Annotated in this window: 19 protein-coding genes and 4 pseudogenes; 16 read left to right on the forward strand and 7 right to left on the reverse strand. The window is 62.4% G+C overall.

Annotated elements, in window-relative coordinates; genetic code table 11:
* The first annotated feature begins 30 nt into the window (after positions 1-30).
* From H2O14_RS01495 to H2O14_RS01510, 4 genes and pseudogenes are all read left to right on the forward strand, one after another.
* Positions 31-1,603, forward strand: a pseudogene (locus H2O14_RS01495) (ABC transporter ATP-binding protein).
* On the forward strand, positions 1,593-2,684 hold the full coding sequence (locus H2O14_RS01500; RefSeq protein ID WP_182826239.1) for an ABC transporter permease: 1,092 nt from the start codon (positions 1,593-1,595) through the stop codon (positions 2,682-2,684). Before H2O14_RS01495 ends, H2O14_RS01500 begins: the two are co-directional and overlap by 11 nt.
* A gap of 1 nt (position 2,685) precedes the next feature.
* Entirely contained in the window at positions 2,686-3,606 is a 921-nt protein-coding gene (locus H2O14_RS01505) for an ABC transporter permease (protein WP_182826240.1), read from the forward strand.
* 32 nt (positions 3,607-3,638) lie between these two features.
* A pseudogene (locus tag H2O14_RS01510) lies at positions 3,639-4,708 on the forward strand (BMP family ABC transporter substrate-binding protein).
* 205 nt (positions 4,709-4,913) lie between these two features.
* Here H2O14_RS01510 and H2O14_RS28355 read toward each other — a convergent pair.
* The 6 genes and pseudogenes from H2O14_RS28355 to H2O14_RS01540 all read right to left on the reverse strand — a co-directional run bounded on the left by H2O14_RS28355 (position 4,914) and on the right by H2O14_RS01540 (position 9,489).
* Positions 4,914-5,489 carry an acyltransferase family protein gene (locus H2O14_RS28355; RefSeq protein ID WP_182826241.1) on the reverse strand — a complete coding sequence of 192 codons (576 nt, stop codon included), beginning with the start codon at positions 5,487-5,489 and terminating at the stop codon, positions 4,914-4,916.
* Positions 5,489-6,070 (reverse strand): acyltransferase family protein, encoded by a 582-nt coding sequence (locus H2O14_RS28360; RefSeq protein ID WP_182826242.1) that lies wholly within the window; start codon positions 6,068-6,070, stop codon positions 5,489-5,491. Before H2O14_RS28360 ends, H2O14_RS28355 begins: the two co-directional genes overlap by 1 nt.
* A 16-nt stretch (positions 6,071-6,086) precedes the next feature.
* Positions 6,087-7,018: pseudogene (locus H2O14_RS01525) on the reverse strand (GDP-L-fucose synthase family protein).
* Positions 7,019-7,023: 5 nt separating this feature from the next.
* Positions 7,024-8,097 carry a GDP-mannose 4,6-dehydratase gene (gene gmd / locus H2O14_RS01530; RefSeq protein ID WP_246697265.1) on the reverse strand — a complete coding sequence of 358 codons (1,074 nt, stop codon included), beginning with the start codon at positions 8,095-8,097 and terminating at the stop codon, positions 7,024-7,026.
* Between the two features lie 258 nt (positions 8,098-8,355).
* Positions 8,356-9,078: a transcriptional repressor LexA gene (gene lexA, locus H2O14_RS01535; RefSeq protein ID WP_182826244.1), complete on the reverse strand. Its 723-nt coding sequence runs from the start codon at positions 9,076-9,078 to the stop codon at positions 8,356-8,358.
* A gap of 177 nt (positions 9,079-9,255) precedes the next feature.
* Positions 9,256-9,489, reverse strand: coding sequence for a hypothetical protein (locus tag H2O14_RS01540; protein WP_182826245.1), 234 nt, complete (start codon positions 9,487-9,489; stop codon positions 9,256-9,258).
* 152 nt (positions 9,490-9,641) lie between these two features.
* Between H2O14_RS01540 and H2O14_RS01545 the strand changes: the two genes are divergently transcribed.
* The gene (locus tag H2O14_RS01545) at positions 9,642-10,508 is read left to right on the forward strand and encodes a VOC family protein (RefSeq protein WP_182826246.1); all 867 of its coding nucleotides are present in this window, start codon (positions 9,642-9,644) and stop codon (positions 10,506-10,508) included.
* A 6-nt stretch (positions 10,509-10,514) separates the two neighbouring features.
* Positions 10,515-11,357, forward strand: coding sequence for a 3-deoxy-8-phosphooctulonate synthase (gene kdsA / locus H2O14_RS01550; RefSeq protein WP_182826247.1), 843 nt, complete (start codon positions 10,515-10,517; stop codon positions 11,355-11,357).
* A gap of 60 nt (positions 11,358-11,417) precedes the next feature.
* Here kdsA and H2O14_RS01555 read toward each other — a convergent pair whose 3' ends face one another.
* Positions 11,418-13,376 carry a methyl-accepting chemotaxis protein gene (locus H2O14_RS01555; RefSeq protein WP_182826248.1) on the reverse strand — a complete coding sequence of 653 codons (1,959 nt, stop codon included), beginning with the start codon at positions 13,374-13,376 and terminating at the stop codon, positions 11,418-11,420.
* A 370-nt stretch (positions 13,377-13,746) separates the two neighbouring features.
* On the opposite strand from H2O14_RS01555, the gene eno reads away from it, so the two are divergent.
* The 10 genes and pseudogenes from eno (at position 13,747) to H2O14_RS01605 (ending at position 22,794) form a co-directional block, all read left to right on the forward strand.
* On the forward strand, positions 13,747-15,018 hold the full coding sequence (eno, locus tag H2O14_RS01560; RefSeq protein WP_182826249.1) for a phosphopyruvate hydratase: 1,272 nt from the start codon (positions 13,747-13,749) through the stop codon (positions 15,016-15,018).
* A 148-nt stretch (positions 15,019-15,166) separates the two neighbouring features.
* Positions 15,167-15,475 (forward strand): septum formation initiator family protein, encoded by a 309-nt coding sequence (locus H2O14_RS01565; RefSeq protein WP_182826250.1) that lies wholly within the window; start codon positions 15,167-15,169, stop codon positions 15,473-15,475.
* A 208-nt stretch (positions 15,476-15,683) separates the two neighbouring features.
* Positions 15,684-16,736: a pyruvate dehydrogenase (acetyl-transferring) E1 component subunit alpha gene (gene pdhA / locus H2O14_RS01570; RefSeq protein ID WP_182826251.1), complete on the forward strand. Its 1,053-nt coding sequence runs from the start codon at positions 15,684-15,686 to the stop codon at positions 16,734-16,736.
* Between the two features lie 100 nt (positions 16,737-16,836).
* The gene (locus tag H2O14_RS01575; RefSeq protein WP_182826252.1) at positions 16,837-18,249 is read left to right on the forward strand and encodes a pyruvate dehydrogenase complex E1 component subunit beta; all 1,413 of its coding nucleotides are present in this window, start codon (positions 16,837-16,839) and stop codon (positions 18,247-18,249) included.
* 15 nt (positions 18,250-18,264) lie between these two features.
* Entirely contained in the window at positions 18,265-19,605 is a 1,341-nt protein-coding gene (locus tag H2O14_RS01580) for a pyruvate dehydrogenase complex dihydrolipoamide acetyltransferase (protein ID WP_182826253.1), read from the forward strand.
* Between the two features lie 73 nt (positions 19,606-19,678).
* The gene (locus H2O14_RS01585) at positions 19,679-19,927 is read left to right on the forward strand and encodes a hypothetical protein (protein WP_182826254.1); all 249 of its coding nucleotides are present in this window, start codon (positions 19,679-19,681) and stop codon (positions 19,925-19,927) included.
* A gap of 32 nt (positions 19,928-19,959) precedes the next feature.
* On the forward strand, positions 19,960-20,598 hold the full coding sequence (locus H2O14_RS01590) for an SGNH/GDSL hydrolase family protein (RefSeq protein ID WP_182826255.1): 639 nt from the start codon (positions 19,960-19,962) through the stop codon (positions 20,596-20,598).
* A 76-nt stretch (positions 20,599-20,674) separates the two neighbouring features.
* Positions 20,675-20,941, forward strand: a complete 267-nt coding sequence (locus tag H2O14_RS01595) for a YdcH family protein (protein WP_182826256.1) — start codon at positions 20,675-20,677, stop codon at positions 20,939-20,941.
* Positions 20,942-21,016: 75 nt separating this feature from the next.
* A pseudogene (lpdA, locus tag H2O14_RS01600) lies at positions 21,017-22,460 on the forward strand (dihydrolipoyl dehydrogenase).
* Between the two features lie 76 nt (positions 22,461-22,536).
* Positions 22,537-22,794: a GlsB/YeaQ/YmgE family stress response membrane protein gene (locus H2O14_RS01605; protein WP_182826257.1), complete on the forward strand. Its 258-nt coding sequence runs from the start codon at positions 22,537-22,539 to the stop codon at positions 22,792-22,794.
* Positions 22,795-22,853: the final 59 nt, after the last annotated feature.

Consider the following 22,853-nt stretch of genomic DNA (forward strand, 5'->3'; position numbering starts at 1 on the left):
AAACGGCCCGGGCGGGCGGCGAAGACTGGGGTGGTTCGTGGTCAACACGCAATCGGGGGCTCGCGTCCTCTGCTGGAAGTGCGCGGGATAACCAAGCTGTTCGGCTCGTTCGCCGCTTGCAGCGCGATAGACCTTACGATCGAGCCGGGTGAAATCCACGCGCTTCTCGGCGAAAACGGCGCCGGCAAATCAACTCTGGTCAAGATGCTGTTCGGCGTGTTGCAGCCGAGCGCGGGCGACATCCTCTGGGAAGGACGGCAGATTTCGATCGGCAGTCCCGGTGAAGCGCGCAAGACCGGCATCGGCATGGTGTTCCAGCATTTTTCGCTGTTCGAGGCGCTGACGGTGGCCGAAAACATCGCGCTGTCGCTGGACGGCAAGGCGCCGCTCTCCAAGATCGCCGAAGAAGCGCGCCGGCTGTCTGAAGCCTATGGCCTGCCACGACCCCAATGCGCATGTCGCCGATCTCTCGGTCGGCGAGCGCCAGCGCATCGAAATCGTCCGGGCGCTGTTGCAAAATCCCAAGCTGATCATTCTCGACGAGCCGACCTCGGTGCTGACGCCGCAGGAGGCCGACCGGCTGTTCGAAACGCTGGACAAGCTCAAGGCCGAGGGACGCTCGGTGCTCTATATCAGCCACCGGCTGGAAGAGGTGCAGCGCATCTGCGACCGCGCCACGGTGCTGCGTCACGGCAAGGTGACCGGCGCCTGCGACCCCCGCCAGGAAACCCCGGCCTCGCTCGCCCGGATGATGGTGGGCTCGGATGTCGCGAGCGTGTCGCGGCCGCACCATGCGGACGCCGGCGCGGTGGTGCTGGAGACGCGCGCGCTCAATGCGGCGGCCCGCACGCCCTTCGCCGTCGCCTTGAAATCCGTATCGCTGAGCGTCCGCGCCGGAGAAGTGCTGGCGATTGCGGGCGTGGCTGGCAATGGGCAGGGCGAACTGTTCGATATTCTCTCCGGCGAGTATCTCGCCGAGAGCCATGACGCAGTCCAGCTAAAGGGCAAGCCCTGCGGCCGCGCCGGCATTTCCGCGCGGCGGCTGATGGGCGGGGCTTTCGTGCCCGAGGAACGCCATGGTCACGGGGCGGTGACAGGCATGAGCCTGTCGGACAACCTCGTTCTGTCGCGCAACGCCTCGGATCGCGCCTCGCTGCTGACAGGCGGTCTCCTGAAGGTGATCAAAGGCGGGGCAGTGAGATCGCTGTCGCGCAAGATCTGTCACGACATGGATGTGCGCAAGAGCGGCGATGACCCGGCCGCCGGCTCGCTCTCTGGCGGCAATCTGCAGAAATTCATCGTCGGCCGCGAACTCGACCGCAAGCCGACGCTGCTGGTGGTCAACCAGCCGACCTGGGGCGTCGACGCCGGCGCCGCGAGCCGCATCCGCCAGGCGCTGGTCGATCTCGCCCGTTCCGGCTCGTCGGTGATCGCCATCAGCCAGGATCTCGACGAGATCTTCGAGATCGCCACCCATATCGCCGTCATATCCGACGGCGCTCTCTCCCCGGCCTATCCCGCCGCCGACCTCAACCGTGAAAAGATCGGCCTGTTGATGGGCGGCATGCATGACAAGGCGAAGGAAGCGGCGCATGCGCATTGAGCTCGAAAAGCGCGCCGGCGCATCCCGCTTCTATTCGATCGCCTCGCCGATCATCGCGCTGATCCTGACACTGATCTGCGGCGCCATCCTGTTCGCCGCGCTCGGCAAGGATCCGCTGGAAGCGCTCTATCTGTTCTTCATCGATCCGCTTCGCGAGGAATGGTCGCTGCACGAACTGGCGATCAAGGCGGGGCCGCTGATCATGATCGGCGCAGGCCTGTCGATCTGCTATCGCGCCGGCAACTGGAATATCGGGGCCGAGGGACAGTTCATTTTCGGCGGCATCGTCGGCTCCATCCTGCCGGTGGTCTTCTATGGCTGGAACTCGCCCCTCGTGCTGCCGCTGATGCTGCTGATGGGGATGATCGGCGGCGCGGCCTATGCCGCCATTCCGGCTTTTCTCAAGACCCGCTTCAACACCAACGAGATCCTGACCAGCCTGATGCTGGTCTATATCGCCCAGCTCTTCCTCGACTGGCTGGTGCGCGGTCCCTGGCGCAATCCGGAAGGGCAGAACTTCCCCGAGACGCGTCTGTTCGACGCCGCCGCCGTGCTCGGGCCGATCTGGCCGGATTCAGGCCGCGCCCATTGGGGCTTCGCCTTCGCCATCATCGCCGCCGCGCTGCTGTGGTTCATGATGGAGTTCACGCTGCGCGGCTATCAGGTCAAGGTGCTGGGGCAATCTGCGCGGGCAGGGCGCTTCGCCGGCTTCTCCTCCTCGGGCATGGTGTGGTTCTCCATGTTGCTTTCGGGCGCGCTGGCGGGGCTTGCGGGCATTTCGGAAGTCTCCGGCGCGATCGGTCAGCTGCGTCCGTCGATCTCGCCGGGCTATGGCTTCACCGCCATCATCGTCGCTTTTTTGGGCCGGCTCAATCCGATCGGCGCGATCATATCCGGTCTCATCCTGGCGCTGACCTATCTCGGCGGCGAGGCGGCGCAATTGTCGCTCGGCGTGTCCGACAAGGTCACGCGTCTGTTTCAAGGACTGCTGTTGTTCTTCGTGCTCTCCTGCGACACGTTGATCCTCTACAAGATCCGGCTTGTGGGGACGCGGGCCGCTCAACTGGTCAAGGGAGGCTGACATGGGCGTGTGGGAATCGATCCTGATCACCATCATCACGGCTTCGACGCCGCTGGTCATCGCCTCCCTGGGTGAATTGGTGACGGAACGCGCGGGCGTGCTCAACCTCGGCGTCGAAGGCATGATGGTCATGGGCGCAGTCTGCGCCTTCGCCGCCAGCCAGATGACCGGCTCGCCCTATCTCGGCATCGTGGTCGGCATCCTCGCAGGCGCCGCCATCTCGCTTTTGTTCGCGTTCCTTACGCTGACGCTGGTCGCCAATCAGGTGGCCACGGGCCTGGCGCTCACCATTCTCGGGCTCGGCCTGTCCGGCATGATCGGCGAGCCCTATGTCGGCATGCAGGGCGTCAAGCTGCAGCCCATCGCCATCCCGCTGCTCTCCGACATCCCTTTCATCGGGCCAGTCCTGTTCCGGCAGGACCTGATCTTCTATATGTCGATCGCGCTCATCGTCGGCGCCAACTGGATGCTGTTCAAGAGCCGCGCCGGCCTCGTGCTGCGTTCGATCGGCGACAACCACGCCTCGGCGCATGCGCTCGGCATCAAGGTGATCCCGATCCGCTATCTGACGGTGGTGTTCGGCGGCGCCTGCGCCGGTCTCGCCGGCGCCTATCTGTCGCTGGTCTATACGCCGCAATGGGTGGAGAACATGACCGCCGGACGCGGCTGGATCGCGCTGGCGCTGGTGGTGTTCGCCTCCTGGCGGCCCTATCGCCTGCTGGTGGGCGGCTATCTGTTCGGCGCCGTCTCGATCGGGCAGTTGCACGCCCAGGCTTTCGGCATCGAGGTGCCCTCGCAATTCCTGTCGGCGCTGCCATACGCCGCCACCGTCATCGTGCTGATCGTCATTTCGCAGAACCGGCGGATGACGCTGATCAACACGCCCGCATCCCTCGGGAAACCCTTCGTTCCCGACAGATGATCCTCAAGAGTAACAACCAACAGGGAAAACCCATGAAGAAATTCCTTCTCTCCCTCGCCGCCACCGCCGCCGTGCTCGGCTTCTCGATCCAGGCCCAGGCCGCCGACAAGCTGAAGGTCTGCTTCCTCTATGTCGGATCCAAGACCGACGGCGGCTGGACCCAGGCCCATGACATCGGCCGCCAGCTTCTCGAAAAGGAAATGGGCGACAAGATCGAGACCCAGTATCTCGAAAACGTGCCGGAAGGCCCCGACGCCGAGCGCGCCATCGAAGCGCTTCGCCCGTTCCGGCTGCGGCCTCGTCTTCACCACCTCCTTCGGCTTCATGGACGCGACCGTAAAGGTCGCCGCCAAGTTCCCGAAGGTGAAGTTCGAGCACGCCACCGGTTACAAGACCGCGCCGAACCTGACCGCCTACAATTCACGCTTCTATGAAGGCCGCTACATTCTCGGCCAGATCGCCGCAAAGACCTCGAAGAAGGGCGAGGCCGCCTATATCGCCTCCTTCCCGATCCCGGAAGTGGTGCAGGGCATCAACGCCTTCGTCATCGGCGCCCGCTCGATCAATCCGGCCTTCAAGCTGAAAGTGATCTGGGTCAACACCTGGTTCGACGCCGGCAAGGAAGCCGACGCCGCCAAGGCCGCCATCGACCAGGGCGTCGACATCATCACCCAGCACACCGACTCCACCGCCCCGATGCAGGTGGCCGAAGAGCGCGGCATCAAGGCGTTCGGCCAAGCCTCCGACATGATCAAGGCCGGCCCGAATGCGCAGCTGACCGCGATCGTCGACAATTGGGGCGCCTACTATGTCAAGCGCGTCAACGCGGCCCGACGGCAGCTGGAAGTCGGAAATGAGCTGGGACGGCCTGAAGGACGGCATCCTCTACATGGCGCCCTACACCAACATGCCCGACGACGTGAAGAAGATGGCCGAGGACACCGAGGCCAAGATCAAGTCGGGCGAACTCAAGCCCTTCACCGGCCCGCTGAAGAAGCAGGACGGCGCCGAATGGCTGAAGGCTGGCGAAAGCGCCGGCGACGATGTGCTCGGCGGCCTGAACTTCTACGTCGAAGGCGTCGAAGGCGACCTGCCGAAGTAATTGTCTCTCGCACTCATCGGAAAGCCCCGCCGTCGACTGCGACGGCGGGGCTTTTCTGTGGCGCCATGGGGACAGGAAAGTCGAGGCTCGGCCCCGCCTTTGTTCGCAGCGGCGCTTCTTGCCGAAGAGAAAATCGCAAGGCCGTGGCGGATAGGCCGCCGGATCGCCGGAAACAACGGGTGACCGGCCGAACCGGACCGATCGCTCAGGCGAGAGGGGCTGCAGGTTTTGCAACGCCGCCGGCGAGACGACGTCCAAGCGAAATGCCGGGCAGTTCGATCAGTCGATAGGCGAGATAGGCGAGCCCATAGGTGATCGCCAGCGTCAGCGCGAGCGCTGCAGCGAAACGAGGCTCGGGCGACAGGCCGGGCTGGGTGCGCGCCAGCCAGGCGCAGACCGGAAGCATCACCAGAAGATGGATCAGATAGACGCCATAGGAGACGTCGCCGAAGAAGCGGCTCACCGCGTTGGACAGCAGCCAATCCACTCCGCCGAGCGCCTTCTGCGCGAAATTCGGCAGGCTCTCGCGATAGAGGAAGGCGAAAAAGGCAAGCACGAGGCCGATCTTGATCGCGCGGTGCAGGCTGTCGCGTCCGCCGCCGAGAGGCACGAAGACGACGGCGCAGGCGGAGATCAGGTAAAGCCATTTCGCCTGGCCCTCGGCTCTCAGCGACATCGCGATCAGCATGCCGGCCGCGAAGAGGTGGAATTTCATCGGCAGCATGGAGAACGCGCCTTTGACGAAGCCGTTGGCCTGCAGCCAACTCCCAAACGCCCACATCACCGCGACCAGACCGGCGATCGCAACGAGTCGGCCCCCTTCAGCACGAGCAGCATCATCAAAGGCAGAAAGGCGTAATACTGCATCTCCAACCCAATCGACCAGTCGGGCAGGGGCGTCTGGAAATTATGAGTCCAGGTGGCGCCGAAGATGAAACTCACATGCAGGAGGATATTGGTGAGCGACTGATCGAGATAGCGATCGGCGTAGCGCATCTGCTCCTCGACGCCGCCCGGGAAAATGGCGGCCGCATCCAGCCGGTCCTGCCAGAGTTGCGGGCCGAACCAGAGCGCCAGCGCCAGACAGACATAATAGAGCGGCGCAATGCGGAAAAAGCGCCGGATCCAAAAAATCGTCCAGGTCGAGGCCTTGTCCCACGGCTCGCGGTTTTCGCGCAGCTGGTAATGGTAGGTCATCAGGAAGCCGGATATGATGATGAAGATCTCCACCGCCAGATCCGGCTGAGCGAAGAGGCCGACCTTGTAGCCTGTCAGAAACATCGCATGGCCGATGACGACCCAGAGCGAGGCGTAGCCGCGCAAGCCGTCGAGAAATCCCAGTTGTTGCCGGGGATCGGCCATGCGCGGCTCCCTGATATCAGGCCTTGTTGGCAAGGAACCACTGATAGACGCTGGCCACGCCCTCTTCGAGCCCGATCTTCGGCGCCCAACCCGTGGCGCGGAGCTTGTCGGCGCTCATCAGCTTGCGCGGCGTTCCATCCGGCTTGGTCAGATCATGGACAATCTCGCCCTCGAAGCCGACGACGTCACAGACCAGTCTGGTCAGATCGAGGATGGTGATGTCCTCGCCCGAGCCGATATTGACGTGACCGGCCTCCGAATGCGTCTTCATCAGATGCACGCAGGCGTCGGCGCAGTCGTCGACATGCAGGAATTCGCGGCGCGGCGTGCCGGTGCCCCAGACGGTGATCGAGGGCGCGCCCGAGAGCTTCGCTTCATGCGCCTTGCGGATCAGCGCCGGCATGACATGGCTGGAATTCAGATCGAAATTGTCGCCGGGTCCATAGAGATTGGTCGGCATGCCCGAGATGAAATCGGAGCCATGCTGCTTGCGATAGGCGTCGCAGAGCTTGATGCCGGCGATCTTGGCGATCGCATACCATTCATTGGTCGGCTCCAGCGCGCCGGTCAGCAGCGCATCCTCGGTGATCGGCTGGGGCGCGAATTTTGATAGATGCAGGACGATCCCAGGAACATCAGCTTTTCGACGCCCACCTTATGGGCGCCATGGATGATGTTGGCCTCGATCATCAGGTTGTCGTAGAGAAAATCGGCCGGGTAGGTGTCGTTGGCGAGAATGCCGCCGACCTTGGCCGCGGCGAGAAACACCGCGTCCGGCTTGGTCTTGTCGATCCAGGCGGTGGTGGCCGCCTGGTCGCGCAGATCGGCGTCCGCGCGAGAGGCGGTGACAACCTCCGCGCCTTCCGACGCCAATCGCCGGACGATGGCGGAACCCACCATGCCGCGATGGCCGGCCACCCAGACCTTCTTTCCGCTGAGCGAATACATCGGTCTCACGCTTCCTTCATCACGGTGGCGGTCTGCATGACCTTGAGGTCTTCATTGACCATTTCGCGGCAGAGTTCGCGCACCGGCGTCTCATGCTTCCAGCCGAGCTTGGTCTGCGCCTTGGTCGGATCGCCGATCAGCAGTTCAACTTCGGTCGGGCGGAAATAGCGCGGATCGATCTCGACCACGACCTTGCCGGTCAGCGTGTCGTAGCCCTTCTCGTCGACGCCTTCACCCTTCCATTCGAGATGGATGCCGACATCCTCGAAGGCCCAGGTGATGAACTGGCGCACTTCGGTGGTCTCGCCGGTGGCGAGCACGTAATCGTCTGCCTCTTCCTGCTGCAGCATCATCCACATGCCGCGGACATATTCGCGGGCATGGCCCCAGTCGCGCTTGGCGTCGATATTGCCGACATAGAGCTTTTCCTGCTTGCCGAGCCGGATGGCGGCGGCGGCGCGGGTGATCTTGCGGGTGACGAAGGTTTCGCCGCGCAGCGGGCTCTCATGGTTGAACAGGATGCCGTTGGAGGCGTGCATGCCATAGGCTTCGCGGTAGTTGACCACGATCCAGTAGGAATAGAGTTTCGCGGCCGCGTAAGGCGAGCGCGGATAGAAAGGCGTCGTTTCGCGCTGCGGCACTTCCTGCACGAGACCGTAGAGTTCGGAGGTCGAAGCCTGGTAGAAGCGTGTCTTCTTCTCCATGCCGAGAATACGAATGGCTTCCAGCAGGCGCAACGTGCCGATGCCGTCCGCATTGGCGGTGTATTCCGGCGTCTCGAAGGACACGCGCACATGGCTCTGGGCGGCGAGGTTGTAAATCTCGTCCGGCTGGGCTTCCTGGACGATGCGGATCAGGTTGGTTGAGTCCGTCATATCGCCGTAATGCAGGATGAAGCGCTGGTCGGCCTCATGCGGATCCTGATAGATGTTCTCGATGCGGCTCGTATTGAAGGAGGAGGAGCGGCGCTTGATCCCGTGGACAATGTAGCCCTTGCTCAGCAGGAGTTCCGCGAGATAGGCTCCGTCCTGGCCGGTGATGCCGGTTACCAGCGCTACCTTCTTCTTGTTGTCGCTCAATGCAGTCTCCCAGAAACAGTGTGATGGCGCAGATGCGCCGCCAGAGCCGCTAAGCAGGGATTCTGGCGGTAAAATGTCAAGCACGACGACTGCTGAAATTCGTCGACAAGAACATTCGTCAGCCGGCCCCATTTAACAAAAAAGAGGCCGTACGACGCTTTGCATATTCAAATGCGCGAGAAACTGCAACGGTTCCGAAAGAAGTCAAGCCGCTATGGATAACAACCGAAAAAACGACGCCGGCCGTCTCCGGCTTTCTCAGTGATAGCGACGAATGAGGCCGACCAGTTTACCCTGCACCTTCACCCTGTCGGGGCCAAAAATGCGTGTTTCATAGGCTGGATTGGCCGCCTCGAGGGCAATCGACGCTCCCTTGCGGCGAAAGCGCTTGAGCGTGGCTTCCTCGTCGTCGACCAGAGCGACGACGATATCGCCGGGACTTGCGGTCGAACCATTGCGGATGATGACCGTGTCGCCGTCGAGAATGCCGGCCTCGATCATCGAGTCGCCTCGAACCTCGAGCGCATAATGTTCGCCCGCGCCCAGCATTGACATCGGCACCGCGATGTCGTGCGTGATGTTCTGTATCGCGGAGATCGGCACGCCCGCTGCAATCCGACCCATCACGGGTACGGTTACGCTTGAGCCCGCCTCGTCGTTGGCCGCCGCTTTCGGCGCTGTCTGCGGCTGCTGCTTTCCGAGAGAGCCCTCGATCACGCTCGGGGAGAAACCTCGCGCCGCCGGCGGCCTGAGGCTCGGCGAATAGGCCTCCGGGAGTTTGATGACTTCCAGCGCCCGCGCCCGGTTGGGAAGCCTCCTGATGAAACCTCGTTCCTCGAGCGCCGTGATCAATCGATGAATGCCGGATTTCGAGGCGAGATCCAGCGCATCCTTCATTTCGTCGAAGGACGGCGGCACACCCGACTCCTTCATACGCTCATGAATGAACAGCAGTAATTCCTGTTGTTTTCTGGTCAGCATCGGCGCGCCCCGGGAATCGCACAAGAAACAAATCTGGAACAGACGGTATCTGTTCTTTTTATGTTCTGCAAGCGTTTTCCCGGATGCTGGGTGCGGGCTTTCCTTGGTGGAGGCGGGCCCGAGCGAATGCCCGGTTCGACCTCCGCCGCATGGGCGCGCCGGAGGCCGATGCGGCTTTTACTGGGCGGTTGTGTCGGTCTGGCAGTTGGTGCCGGAAGTCGCGGCGTCGTCGCGGCAGTTTTGCGATGTGCTGGTGGGGTCGTTGTTGTCGCCGGCGCCGCTTTTTCCAGCTTGGCCGCTCTGAGCGCCGGAATTTGCGCCGCCATTATTGTTGTCCTGCGCCAGGCTGACGCCTGAAAGGCTGGCGAGGGCGAGCGCGGAAGCGAGCGAGAGGTTGACGAGTCTTTTCATTGGGTGTCTCCTTGGGAATGTCCGCTCTCCGGCGGCATATTCGTAACCGCGTCGACGCCGATTTGTTTCCGGCGCGACATAAGAAAACGTCTCGCGGCTTGTCTTCCGTCGCCGACCCGTGCGAGAGGCGCGGCAACAGAAAGGCATCGCCCATGCGCCCGCTCGATCACCTCGTCCTGCCCGTCGCCGATCTGATGACGGCGAGGCAGCGTCTTTCCGCGCTCGGCTTCACGGTCGCTCCAGACGGACTGCATCCGTTCGGCACCGGCAATTGCTGCGTCTATTTCGCCGATCAGACCTTTTTGGAGCCGCTCACGATCATCGACCGAGATGCCTATGAAAACGCCGCCGCAGCCGGCAACCGCTTCGTTCTCGGCGATCGCACCTTTCGGGACGCGCGCGGCGCCGAGGGCTTTTCGGCGGTCGTCTATGGAACAGCGGACGCCGCTTCGGACCACGTCGCCTTCGCGGAGAACGGGTGTTCGGCCGGAAAGATGCTGGATTTTTCGCGGTCGATGGTGTTGCCGGATGGAAGCAGCGGGGTGGCAGGTTTTCGCTTGGCCTTCGCCGGGGCCGATCCCGCCGGCGACGTCTTCGCCTTCACCTGCCAGCGCGTCAACGTTCCCCCAAACGGTCGGACGACGCTGACCGACCATGACAACGGCGTGCTCGGCATCCGCGAGGCGGTCTTCGTGCATCGGCATCCGCACGACGTCTCGTCATTTCTCCGGGTGGTGATATGTGGCGACGCGACCGTCTCGGCGAGCGGCGATGGCCTGTCTTTCGCGAGCGCGCGACTGACCGTCTTGACGCCGGCGGCATTTGTCGACACCTATGGCCTCGAATTGCATGAGGATGCCGGCTTGACGGGTGGTCTCATCATGTTCTCGGTGGCATCGATGGTCGAACTCGACACGATATTGACGCGTGCGGGCATCGGCTATTTCAGGCGCGGACCCTTGCTGCTCGTACCGCCCTTGGCGGGGCAGGGCGTCGCGTTCGCATTTTCGGAGGTATGAATACTCATGACCGCTAACAACAGCACCGTGACGGTGGGCGAAGGCTCCCGGAAGGTCTCGTTTTCCAATGCCGACCGACTGTCGATCATCGCTGGTCCCTGCCAGATGGAAAGCCGCGACCACGCTTTTATGATCGCCGGCAAACTCGTCGAACTCGCCGATGCGCTCGGCATCGGCCTGGTTTACAAATCCTCCTTCGACAAGGCCAATCGCACCTCGCTGACCGGCAAGCGCGGCATCGGGCTGGAAAAGGCCATGGAAGTCTTCGCAGATCTCAAGGCCGAATACGGCTTTCCGGTGCTGACCGACATCCATACGGAAGAGCAGTGCGCGCTCGTGTCGCCCACGGTCGACATCCTGCAGATCCCTGCTTTTCTCTGCCGCCAGACGGACCTGCTCGTGGCCGCCGCCAAGACCGGCCGGGCGATCAACGTCAAGAAGGGGCAGTTTCTCGCGCCTTGGGACATGAAGAACGTGCTCGCCAAGATCAACGGCAGCGGCAATCCCAACGCGCTGCTCTGCGAACGCGGCGCTTCTTTCGGCTACAACACGTTGGTCTCCGACATGCGCTCGCTGCCGATCATGGCGGCGATGGGCGCGCCGGTGATCTTCGACGCCACACATTCGGTGCAGCAGCCGGGCGGTCAGGGCGGATCGAGCGGCGGCGACCGCACCATGGTGCCGGTTCTCGCGCGCGCGGCCGTGGCGGTCGGCGTGGCCGGCGTGTTCATCGAGACCCATGAAGATCCCGACAACGCCCCGTCCGATGGTCCGAACATGGTCAAATTGCCGGACATGCCGGCGCTGCTCGAAAAGCTGCTGGCTTTGGACGCGATCGCCAAGGGCTGACCTCGTTTTCCGCGGTCGTCGCCACTGGCCGGACCCGTCCGGCCAGTGTTTTTGCGGCGGTCAGAATTCTTCCCAATTGCCGCCGCCTTGCGCCGCCGCCTGTCTCGGCCCCGTGAAGGCGCTGGCGATGCGGCCGGCCAGGGCGCGGGCCGGGGAGGGGCGCGACACTGTCTCTCGCTTCCCGCCGCGCGGCGTCTGGCCGATGGCGGCGATCGCAACCGGCGCGGTCAGCGGCGCCTGTTTCGCGCCGAGACGGAAGACGCTCAGCACGCTGTTCAGCGTGTCGGCTTCCGTGCTCAATGACCGACAGGCTGCGGAGGTCTGCTCCACCATCGCGGCGTTCTGCTGGGTCGTCTGGTCGAGCATCTGCACGGATCCGTCTATCTGTCGTATCGCGTCCGACTGTTCGGCGGAGGATGCGCCGATGCCGTTGATGATGTCCGCCACGCGGGTGACGCGGGAGGCGATTTCATTGAGAGCCTCGCCCGTCTTGTTGACGAGCGAAACACCATTGTTGACCTGGGATGTCGAGGTCGAAATCAGCGCCTTGATTTCCTTAGCGGCATTGGCGGAGCGCGACGCCAGTTCCCGCACTTCCTGGGCGACCACGGCGAAGCCCTTTCCGGCTTCGCCCGCGCGCGCCGCCTCGACACCGGCGTTCAGCGCCAGGAGATTGGTCTGGAAGGCGATCTCGTCGATCACGTTGATGATTTGCCCGATCTGGCTCGACGAGCCGGCAATGCCTTCCATCGCTGCGATCGCCTGTTTGACGATCGCGGCGGATCGTTCGGTCGACTGCGTCGCCTCCGTCATCATCATGCCGGCTTCGCGAGAGCGCGCCGCCGACGATTGCACGGTGGTGGATACTTCTCCGAGCGCGGCGGCGGACTCTTCCACCGTCGCCGCCTGCTGTTCGGTTCGCTGCGCCAATTGATCTGTGGCGGAAGAAATCTCGAAAGCGCTGTTTCGCACAACTTGCGTGATCGCGGTCACCTTGGCCATGGATTCCGACAGGGCGGACTGGCTGCCGTTGAAAGCCTGACGCAGATTTTCATAGGCGGCGTCGAAGGGCTGTTCGATCCGATAGGCGAGATTGCCGCCGGCGAGCTGCGACAGGCCCTCGGTGAGCTGATCGATGACGAAGCGACGCTTCTCATCCTCGACGGCTTCCTCGGCGGCGAGCACGCGTTCCTTCTCGAGTTCGGCGGCTTTGGCCGCGTCGTCGCGCTTGCGCTGGTCGATGCGCTCCATGGCGTTGCCGCGGAAGATCGCCACGGACTGCGCCATGGCGCCGATTTCGTCGCGGCGGCCCGCAAAGGGAACGTCCTTGCTGTAGTCGCCCTTGGCCAGCACGCCCATATAGCTCTTCATATCGTCGAGCGGCTTGATGGCGCGCGCCTTCAGCACCCAGAGGCCGGCCAAAAACAGCAGGATCGAGCTTGCGGCGGCCGAAAGCGCGAGATTGGTGAGGACAAAAGAACTGGCGTCCGCGTTCGCCTCCGCCTTGGCCAGGAAGGCGTTCGCCGCCTCCACGAGTTTCGCCACCGCGGCGCGGTGCCTGTAGAAGGCGTCCATCAATGCGTCCAGAGCCGCCATGCGGATATCGGGGTCCGAGGATTCGAACGCCTCTTCGATCTTCTCGTCGACTATGCCCCAGAACGCGTCGCCGGTGGTGATGACGTCACGCTCCAACTCGCTCTTGATCTCGTCGGGCAAGCTCGAGGCGCGCCAATAATCGCGTCGCGAGAGATAGTCCTTATGCAGCGCGTTGATCTTTTCGAGATTTTCGGGACCGCGCTCCGGGTGATACATACCCTCCGTCGCAAGCATATAGGACTCTGCGACGAAGAGCGGCGGCGGCAGAATGTCGGCGATGAGATCCTTGCCGAAAATGATCTGCGTATAGTCGGGACCGCGAACCTTGAGCTTGTTCAGGGTGTAAAACTGCACGCCGGTCGCAGTGAGAAGCCCGGCCGTGACCAGCACGCCGAACAGAATAAGTAGCCTCGAAATAGACATTCCCTGAACAAGCTCCCCAATGGCGTTCGTTCGCCGTCTCATTTTTCCGGCGCAAATTAACCGAACCAAGGACAAGTTTGCTGCGTCAGGATTGCCAATGCGTTAATAAATCCATTCGGTGGAACTATAAGATCTTATATTTCTCATGTATTTCGCGGCATGGTTTTGGAGCTTTTCGGCCAGAACGCAGGACGCGTGCGTTCTGGCTCGAAACGAGACATGCGCGGCATGGCGCACCCGATCGCATCCAGCAAGCCGACGCTCGTTTAAATCGTTTCGTTGCCGGGTCCGCCATTGTTTTTTCGCAGAAACGGGATAATGCAGGGAACCGGAAACACTCTCTCAACCTCTCAAACGCAAGGAAGAGCATATGACCGCTATCGTTGACATTCTGGCCCGGGAAATTCTCGACAGCCGAGGCAACCCCACCGTAGAAGTCGATGTGCTTCTAGAGGACGGCAGCCTCGGTCGCGCCGCGGTTCCGTCGGGCGCCTCCACCGGCGCGCATGAAGCGGTCGAACTGCGCGACGGCGGCAAGCGCTATCTCGGCGGTGTCGAGAAGGCCGTCGAGGCCGTCAATACCGAGATCTTCGACGCCATCAGCGGCATGGACGCGGAAGACCAGGTCGAGATCGACATGGCGATGATCGAACTCGACGGCACGCCCAACAAGGCTCGCCTCGGCGCCAACGCCGTTCTCGGCGTGTCGCTCGCCGTCGCCAAGGCCGCGGCTCTCGCCTCTGGCCTGCCGCTCTATCGTTATGTCGGCGGCGTCAACGCCCGCGCGCTGCCCGTGCCGATGATGAACATCATCAATGGCGGCGCTCACGCCGACAATCCGATCGACTTCCAGGAATTCATGATCATGCCCGTCGGCGCCGAATCGCTGAAGGACGCCGTGCGCATGGGTTCGGAAGTGTTCCACACCCTCAAGAAGGAACTGGCGTCGCAGGGCCATAACACCAATGTCGGCGACGAGGGCGGATTCGCCCCGAACCTGGCGTCCGCCCCGGCCGCGCTCGATTTCGTAATGAAGTCGATCGAAAAGGCCGGCTACCGTCCCGGCGAAGACATGTTCCTGGCGCTCGACTGCGCCTCGACCGAGTTCTTCAAGGACGGCAAATACGACATGCATGGCGAAGGCAAGGTGCGCGAGCCGGCCGAAATGGCCGCCTATCTCGCCGAACTCGTCAACAATTATCCGATCATCTCGGTCGAAGACGGCATGGCCGAAGACGATTGGGAAGGCTGGAAGATGCTGACCGATCTCGTCGGCTCCAAGTGCCAGCTGGTCGGCGACGACCTGTTCGTGACCAACTCGACCCGCCTGCGCACAGGCATCGAAAAGAAGGTCGCAAACTCTATCCTCGTCAAGGTCAACCAGATCGGCTCGCTCACCGAGACGCTCGACGCCGTCGAGACCGCCCACAAGGCCGGCTACACCGCCGTGATGTCGCATCGCTCCGGCGAAACGGAAGATTCGACGATCGCCGATCTTGCCGTCGCCACCAATTGCGGACAGATCAAGACCGGCTCGCTGGCCCGCTCCGACCGCACCGCCAAGTACAACCAGCTGATCCGCATCGAGCAGGAACTGGGTTCGGCCGCGATCTTCGCCGGCCGCTCGATCCTGAAGCGCTGATCGGACCGTCGCCTCTGACGAAAAGGGCCGGCGCGGAGATCTCCGCGCCGGCTCTTCTCATTTTCGGGCTTGCGGCGAATTATGCTAAACGCTCGGTTAAAGAATTTGCGGCACAATGCGCTTTGTCGTTTTGCGTCAAAGGCATGTCATGTGGACCAAACACCATAAGCGGCGGCATTGGGGTCGTCTGATCACACCGCTGCTCACAATCGCTTTCTGCAGTTACTTCGGCTATCATTCGGTGCACGGCGAACTCGGCTTGAACGCCACCAAGGAGTTCGAGCGCCGGCGGATCGAGCGGGAAGCCCAACTCGCCGAGTTGGTGAAGGCGCGAAAGGATCTCGAACGTCAGGTGTCGCTGATGAGCGACGGCTCGCTCGAGAAGGACATGCTCGACGAAAAAGCGCGCTATTCGCTCAATGTCAGTCGCGCCGACGAAATCGTCATATTCAAATAGTATAATTCCCGTTTTGGGAGAGATTGTGCATCGCAATAACCTTGTTGCGATGCACGGTTGAATTAACCGTAATTTGGTTAATAATAGCTTTTCCTATACATTTCATAGGCTTGCACCGAATGTCCGCCATGCATTTATGGCATTGCTAGGGCGGTCAATATTTCTTATGCTCGCTCCAAAATCGGACGCCCATAGGGAGGCATTCTGGATGGCAGCGCGTAAGGTCGCGTCTACCCCTGCTCGCAAACTCGCAAGCGGCAAATCTCAAAAATCAGAAGGAAAAGCGATGATCGCAGAATTCGATCGTGATCAGGAGCTCAAGGCTTACCGCGAGATGCTTCTCATCCGCCGCTTCGAGGAAAAGGCCGGCCAGCTCTACGGCATGGGCTTCATCGGCGGCTTCTGTCACCTCTATATCGGCCAGGAAGCCGTCGTGGTCGGCATGCAGATGTCGCTGATCGAAGGCGACCAGATGATCACCGGCTATCGCGACCACGGTCACATGCTGGCCATGGGCCTGAGCGCGCGCGGCGTCATGGCCGAGCTGACCGGCCGTCGCGGCGGCCTGTCCAAGGGCAAGGGCGGCTCGATGCACATGTTCTCGAAAGAGAAGCATTTCTACGGCGGCCACGGCATCGTCGGCGGCCAGGTGTCGCTCGGCACCGGTCTGGCCTTCGCCAACGCCTATCGCGGCAACGGCAATATTTCCTGCGCCTTCTTCGGCGACGGCGCCGCCAACCAGGGCCAGGTCTACGAGAGCTTCAACATGGCCGCGCTCTGGAAGCTGCCGGTGGTCTATGTGGTGGAAAACAACCGCTACGCCATGGGCACCTCCGTCAATCGCGCCTCGGCCCAGACCGATTTCTCCCAGCGCGGCGCCTCCTTCGGCATTCCCGGCATGCAGGTCGACGGCATGGATGTGCGCGCCGTCAAGGCCGCGACGGACGAAGCGGCCGAGCACGCTCGTTCCGGCAAGGGTCCGATGATCCTGGAAATGCTGACCTATCGCTATCGCGGTCACTCGATGTCCGACCCGGCGAAGTATCGCTCCAAGGACGAGGTGCAGAAGATGCGCTCCGAGCACGATCCGATCGAACAGGTGCGCCTGCGCCTTCTCGAAAAGAACTGGGCTACGGAAGACGATCTCAAGGCCATCGACAAGGATGTGCGCGACATCGTCGCCGACTCGGCAGATTTCGCCCAGGCGGACAAGGAGCCGGATGCGTCCGAGCTCTACACCGACATCCTGCTCGACGCGTAAGGCGACTCCGGCCGGCCTTTGCCGGCCGCTTCGCTCCGCCAGCATCAATTTCGCGGCCGGCCGAGGTCGCCGCACACGATACACCAGGTGAGGAAACACCATGCCGATTGAGATTCTCATGCCCGCGCTGTCGCCGACCATGGAGGAAGGCACGCTCTCGAAATGGGTGAAGAACGAAGGCGATACCGTGAAGTCCGGCGACGTGATCGCTGAGATCGAAACGGACAAGGCCACGATGGAAGTGGAAGCCGTCGATGAAGGCGTGATCGGCAAGCTGCTGATCGCCGCCGGCACAGAAAACGTCAAGGTCAACACGCCGATCGCGGTGCTGCTGCAGGATGGCGAAAGCGCCGACGCGATCGGCTCCGCATCCAAGAAGTCCGATGCCGACACGCCGGCTGCGACCGCCGACGACGCTGGCGGCAAGGCGCGCGAATCCGCCGCCGAGCCGACCGTTGCGACCGACACGAAGGTCCCGGCGGCTCCCAAGACGGACGTCGCTTCGGATCCGGATATTCCGGCCGGCACGGAAATGGTACAGACCACGGTGCGTGAAGCGCTGCGCGACGCCATGGCCGAGGAAATGCGCGCCAATCCCGATGTCTTCGTCATGGGCGAAGAAGTGGCGGAATATCAGGGCGCCTATAAGGTGACCCAGGGCCTGCTGCAGGAATTCGGCGCCAAGCGCGTCGTCGACACGCCGATCACCGAACACGGCTTCGCCGGCATGGCGGTGGGCGCTGCGATGACCGGTCTGCGTCCGATCGTCGAATTCATGACCTTCAACTTCGCCATGCAGGCGATCGACCAGATCATCAACTCGGCCGCCAAGACGCTTTATATGTCCGGCGGCCAGATGGGCGCGCCCATGGTGTTCCGCGGCCCGAACGGCGCCGCCGCCCGCGTCGGCGCGCAGCACTCGCAGTGCTACGCCGCTTGGTACAGCCATATCCCCGGCCTCAAGGTCGTCATGCCCTACACGGCCGCCGACGCCAAGGGCCTGCTGAAGGCCGCGATCCGCGATCCCAATCCGGTGATCTTCCTCGAAAACGAAATCCTTTACGGCCAGACCTTCGATGTGCCGAAGCTCGACGATTTCGTGCTGCCGATCGGCAAGGCCCGCATCCACAAGGCCGGTAAGGACGTGACCATGGTGTCCTTCGGCATCGGCATGACCTACGCCATCAAGGCGGTCGCCGAACTCGAAAAGCTCGGCATCGACGTCGAACTGATCGACCTGCGCACCATCCGTCCGATGGACCTGCCGACCGTCATCGAATCAGTCAAGAAGACCGGCCGCCTCGTCGTCGTCGAAGAAGGCTTCCCGCAGAATTCTGTCGGCGACTTCATCGCCAACCGCGTCAACCGCGAAGCTTTCGACTATCTCGACGCTCCTGTCATCACGATTGCCGGCAAGGACGTTCCGATGCCCTACGCCGCCAATCTCGAAAAGCTGGCTCTGCCGAATGTCGGCGAAGTCGTCGATGCGGTCAAAGCCGTCTGCTACAAGTAAGAGGGAGGCAAGGTCATGCCGATCAATATCACCATGCCGGCGCTCTCCCCGACGATGGAAGAGGGCAATCTGGCCAAGTGGCTGGTCAAGGAAGGCGATACGGTGAAGTCCGGCGACGTGATCGCCGAGATCGAAACCGACAAGGCGACCATGGAAGTGGAAGCCGTCGATGAGGGCGTCGTCGCCAAGCTCGTCGTTCCCGCCGGAACCGAGGCCGTCAAGGTCAACGCCGTGATCGCCATCCTCGCTGTCGATGGCGAGGATGTCGGCGCCGCTGCTGCCGGTGGCGGCGCTGACGCGCCGAAGGCGGACGCTGCGCCGGCGCCCAAGGCTGAAGCCGCTCCTTCGCCTGCCGCCGAGGCTCCCGTCGCCGCGGCGCCCGCGCCGGCTGCTGCCCCCGCCGCACAGGGAGAACGCGTCTTCTCGTCGCCGCTGGCCCGTCGTCTCGCGAAGGAAGCCGGGTTGGACATCAAGCTGATTTCCGGCTCCGGCCCGCGCGGTCGCGTCGTGAAATCCGACGTCGAGAAGGCCGTCTCCACCGGCGGCGCCAAGCCTGCAGCCGCCGCTGCTCCGGCGGCAGCGCCGCAGGCTGCAGCCGCCGCGCCGCTCGCCAAGGGCATGAGCGAAGACGCCGTGCTCAAGCTGTTCGAGCCCGGCTCCTACGAACTCGTGCCGCATGACGGCATGCGCAAGACGATCGCCAAGCGCCTGCAGGAAAGCAAGCAGACCATTCCGCACTTCTACGTGTCGGTGGATTGCGAACTCGACGCCCTGCTTGCGCTGCGCGCCCAGCTCAACGACGCTGCGCCCCGCAAGGACAGCGCGCCGGCCTACAAGCTGTCGGTCAACGACATGGTGATCAAGGCGCTTGCGCTGGCGCTTCGCGACGTGCCGGACGCCAATGTCTCGTGGACCGACCAGAACATGGTCAAGCACAAGCATGCCGATGTCGGCGTCGCCGTGTCGATCCCGGGCGGCCTGATCACGCCGATCATCCGCTCCGCCGAGCTCAAGAGCCTGTCGGCCATCTCCAACGAGATGAAGGATCTCGGCGCACGCGCCAAGAGCCGCAAGCTGAAGCCCGAGGAATATCAGGGCGGCACGACAGCCGTCTCCAACATGGGTATGATGGGCGTCAAGAATTTCGCCGCCGTCGTCAACCCGCCGCACGCCACGATCCTGGCTGTCGGCGCAGGCGAAGAGCGCGTCGTGGTCAAGAACAAGCAGATGGTCATCGCCCAGGTGATGACGGTGACGCTCTCGACCGACCATCGCTGCGTCGACGGCGCGCTCGGCGCCGAACTCCTGGGCGCCTTCAAGCGCTACATCGAAAACCCGATGGGGATGCTGGTGTAATGACCCTCCAGCGGACGCCTTTGGGCGTCCGCTCCTTTCGGCATGGCAGTCCCCATTTTTCGGAGAATGCGTAATGGCGATCAATGAGAATCCGGCGTCACTAGTTCGGCTGATGACGGAAGAGATGCGCACGATGTTCGGTGAGCTGGATCAGCAATTTGACGCGTTGAAGTTACGATTAGAGGCTCTAGAGGCTGAACAGGAAGAGTTGGCGAAAAGGATAGAGGCAAAAGCCGCAGCGTCCAAGGTTATGTGGGCTCGCTACGGCGCCAGGATCAGCGATCTCGAACGCAAGGTCGAGGACCTGAGGAATGCGGATTAGAAATAGCCAGCGAAGCGGATGGTTTGAGCGGCATGAAAACAGTTCTCGCTTATGGCGACAGCCTCACCTGGGGTGTGGATGCGGAAAACCGCACCCGGCACGCCTATGAGAATCGCTGGCCGTCCGTTCTGCAGAAGGCGCTGGGGCATGGCGTGCGGGTGATCGCCGAGGGGCTGAACGGCCGCACAACCGTCTATAGCGACTACACAGCCGATTGCGACCGCAATGGCGCGCGCATTCTGCCGACGATCCTGCACACGCATGCGCCGCTCGATCTCGTGATCATCATGCTCGGCACCAATGATTTGAAGCCCGTCTACGCCAACAACGCCGTCGTGGTGGGCCATGGGATCAAGAGGTTGGTGAGCCTGGTTCGCAATCACGAATGGCCGGCGGAAATGGAGACGCCGGATATCCTGATCGTCTCGCCGCCGCCGCTCTGCGAAACCGACGATCCGCTGCTCGGGCCGATGTTTTCGGGCCGGATCGAGGAGAGCCATATGCTGGCCTCCGTCTATGCCGATCTCGCCGACGAACTCGAATGCGGCTTCTTCGACGCCGGCTCCGTGGCCAAGACCACGCCCGTCGACGGCGTGCATATGGACGCCGAGAATACCCGGGCGGTGGGCAAGGGGCTGGAGCCCGTCGTCCGCATGATGCTGGGGCTTTGAATCGCTTGATCGTGATCAAGGAGGACTGACGCGGAAGGTCTAGTCTGGTTCCGAACTCAAATGAGGGAGAGGGACCATGTCGAACACACCGCACGAACTGGCTGCAGAGTTTCCGGAATATGTCGCGCAGATGCGGCATCTCAAGGAAACGGATGGACATTTCGCCCGGCTTTATGATCGCTATCATGAGGTCAACGGCAAGATCCACCGCGCCGAAACCGATATCGAGCCGGCAGACGATCTGACCATCGTCGATCTCCGCAAACAGCGGATGCAGCTCAAGGATGAACTTTACGGGATGCTGGTTCACTACGAGCCGGAGGCCGAGCCGCTGACCGAATAGCAAGCGCGGCGTCCACATCCCCACGGCTTCCGGACAGCGAGCCGGAAGCCGCACACGCAAGGAGTGGAAGCGCCCATGTCGAATGCTTATGACGTCCTCATCATCGGTTCCGGCCCCGGCGGCTATGTGACCGCGATCCGCTCGGCCCAGTTGGGCCTCAAGACGGCGATCGTGGAGCGCGAGCATCTGGGCGGCATCTGCCTCAACTGGGGCTGCATCCCCACCAAGGCGCTGCTGCGGTCCGCCGAAATCATGGACCACGCCAATCATGCCAAGAGCTTCGGCCTGACCTTGAACGGCACGATGACGGCGGACGTCAAGGACGTGGTCGCCCGTTCGCGCGGCGTCTCCGCCCGCCTCAACGGCGGCGTGGCCTTCCTCATGAAGAAGAACAAGGTCGACGTGATCTGGGGCGAAGCGAAACTCACCAAGCCAAACGAGATCGTCGTGGGCAAGATGACCAAGCCGGTCGTCGAGCCGCAGAACCCGGTGCCGAAGGGCGTGCTGGGCGAGGGGACGTATACCGCCAAGCACATCATCGTCGCCACAGGCGCCCGCCCGCGCGCGCTGCCGGGCATCGAACCGGATGGCAAGCTGATCTGGACCTATTTCGAAGCGATGAAGCCGGATTTCATGCCGAAGTCGTTGGTCGTCATGGGTTCGGGCGCGATCGGCATCGAATTCGCCTCCTTCTATCGCTCCATGGGCGTCGATGTGACCGTGGTCGAGCTGATGCCGAACATCATGCCGGTGGAAGACGTGGAGATCTCCACCTTCGCCCGCAAGCAGCTCGAAAAGCGCGGCCTCAAGATCATCACCGAAGCCAAGGTCTCCAAGGTCGACAAGGGCGCCAATTCCATCACCGCCCATGTCGAGACCAAGGACGGCAAGGTGCAGCAGATCACCGCCGACCGCCTGATCTCCGCCGTCGGCGTGCAGGGCAATATCGAAAATCTCGGCCTTGAAGCGCTCGGTGTGAAGACCGATCGCGGCTGCATCGTCATCGACGGCTATGGCAAGACCAATGTGCCGGGCCTCTACGCGATCGGCGATGTCGCTGGCCCGCCGATGCTTGCCCACAAGGCAGAACATGAAGGCGTGATCTGCGTCGAGAAGATCGCAGGTCTTCCGAATGTCCACCCGATGGACAAGGCCAAGATCCCGGGCTGCACCTATTGCAATCCGCAGGTCGCTTCTGTCGGCCTCACCGAAGCCAAGGCGAAAGCCGAAGGCCGCGACATCCGCGTCGGCCGCTACAATTTCAACGCCAACGGCAAGGCCATCGCGCTCGGCGAAGACCAGGGCATGATCAAAACGATCTTCGACAAGAAGACCGGCGAACTGATCGGCGCCCATATGGTCGGCGCAGAAGTGACGGAACTCATCCAAGGCTTCGTTGTGGCGATGAACCTCGAAACCACCGAAGAAGAACTGATGCACACCATCTTCCCACATCCGACCCTGTCGGAAATGATGAAGGAGCGTGCTCGACGCCTATGGGCGCGTGTTGAACGCCTGAAAGAGTCGAATGATGGAACTCTTGCGCCAATCAACCGTTTTCTCCGCGTCGAACAGTCGAAACGGGGACGTAAAACATGGATTTGAATGGCGTAGGATTTTTGGGCGCAATCATCGTCGGCGGTCTGGCCGGTTGGCTCGCGGAAATGTTCATGAAGTCCAATATGGGCCTGATCATGAACATCATTCTCGGCATCGTCGGCGCGGCGTTGCTGAACTTCGTGCTGGCGCTGCTCGGCATCTACACCGGCTCGGGTTGGCTGGTCTATCTGCTGGTGGGCTTCGTGGGAGCCTGCATTCTCATCGCGATCGGACGCGCGCTCAGGCGCGGTTGATTTCCCGATCCCTTGGACCTAAGTGTGCCGAGGCCGCCGCATCTTGCGGCGGCCTCATT

Source organism: Rhizobium sp. G21 (assembly GCF_014158035.1).
Classification (GTDB): Bacteria; Pseudomonadota; Alphaproteobacteria; order Rhizobiales; family Rhizobiaceae; genus Rhizobium_E.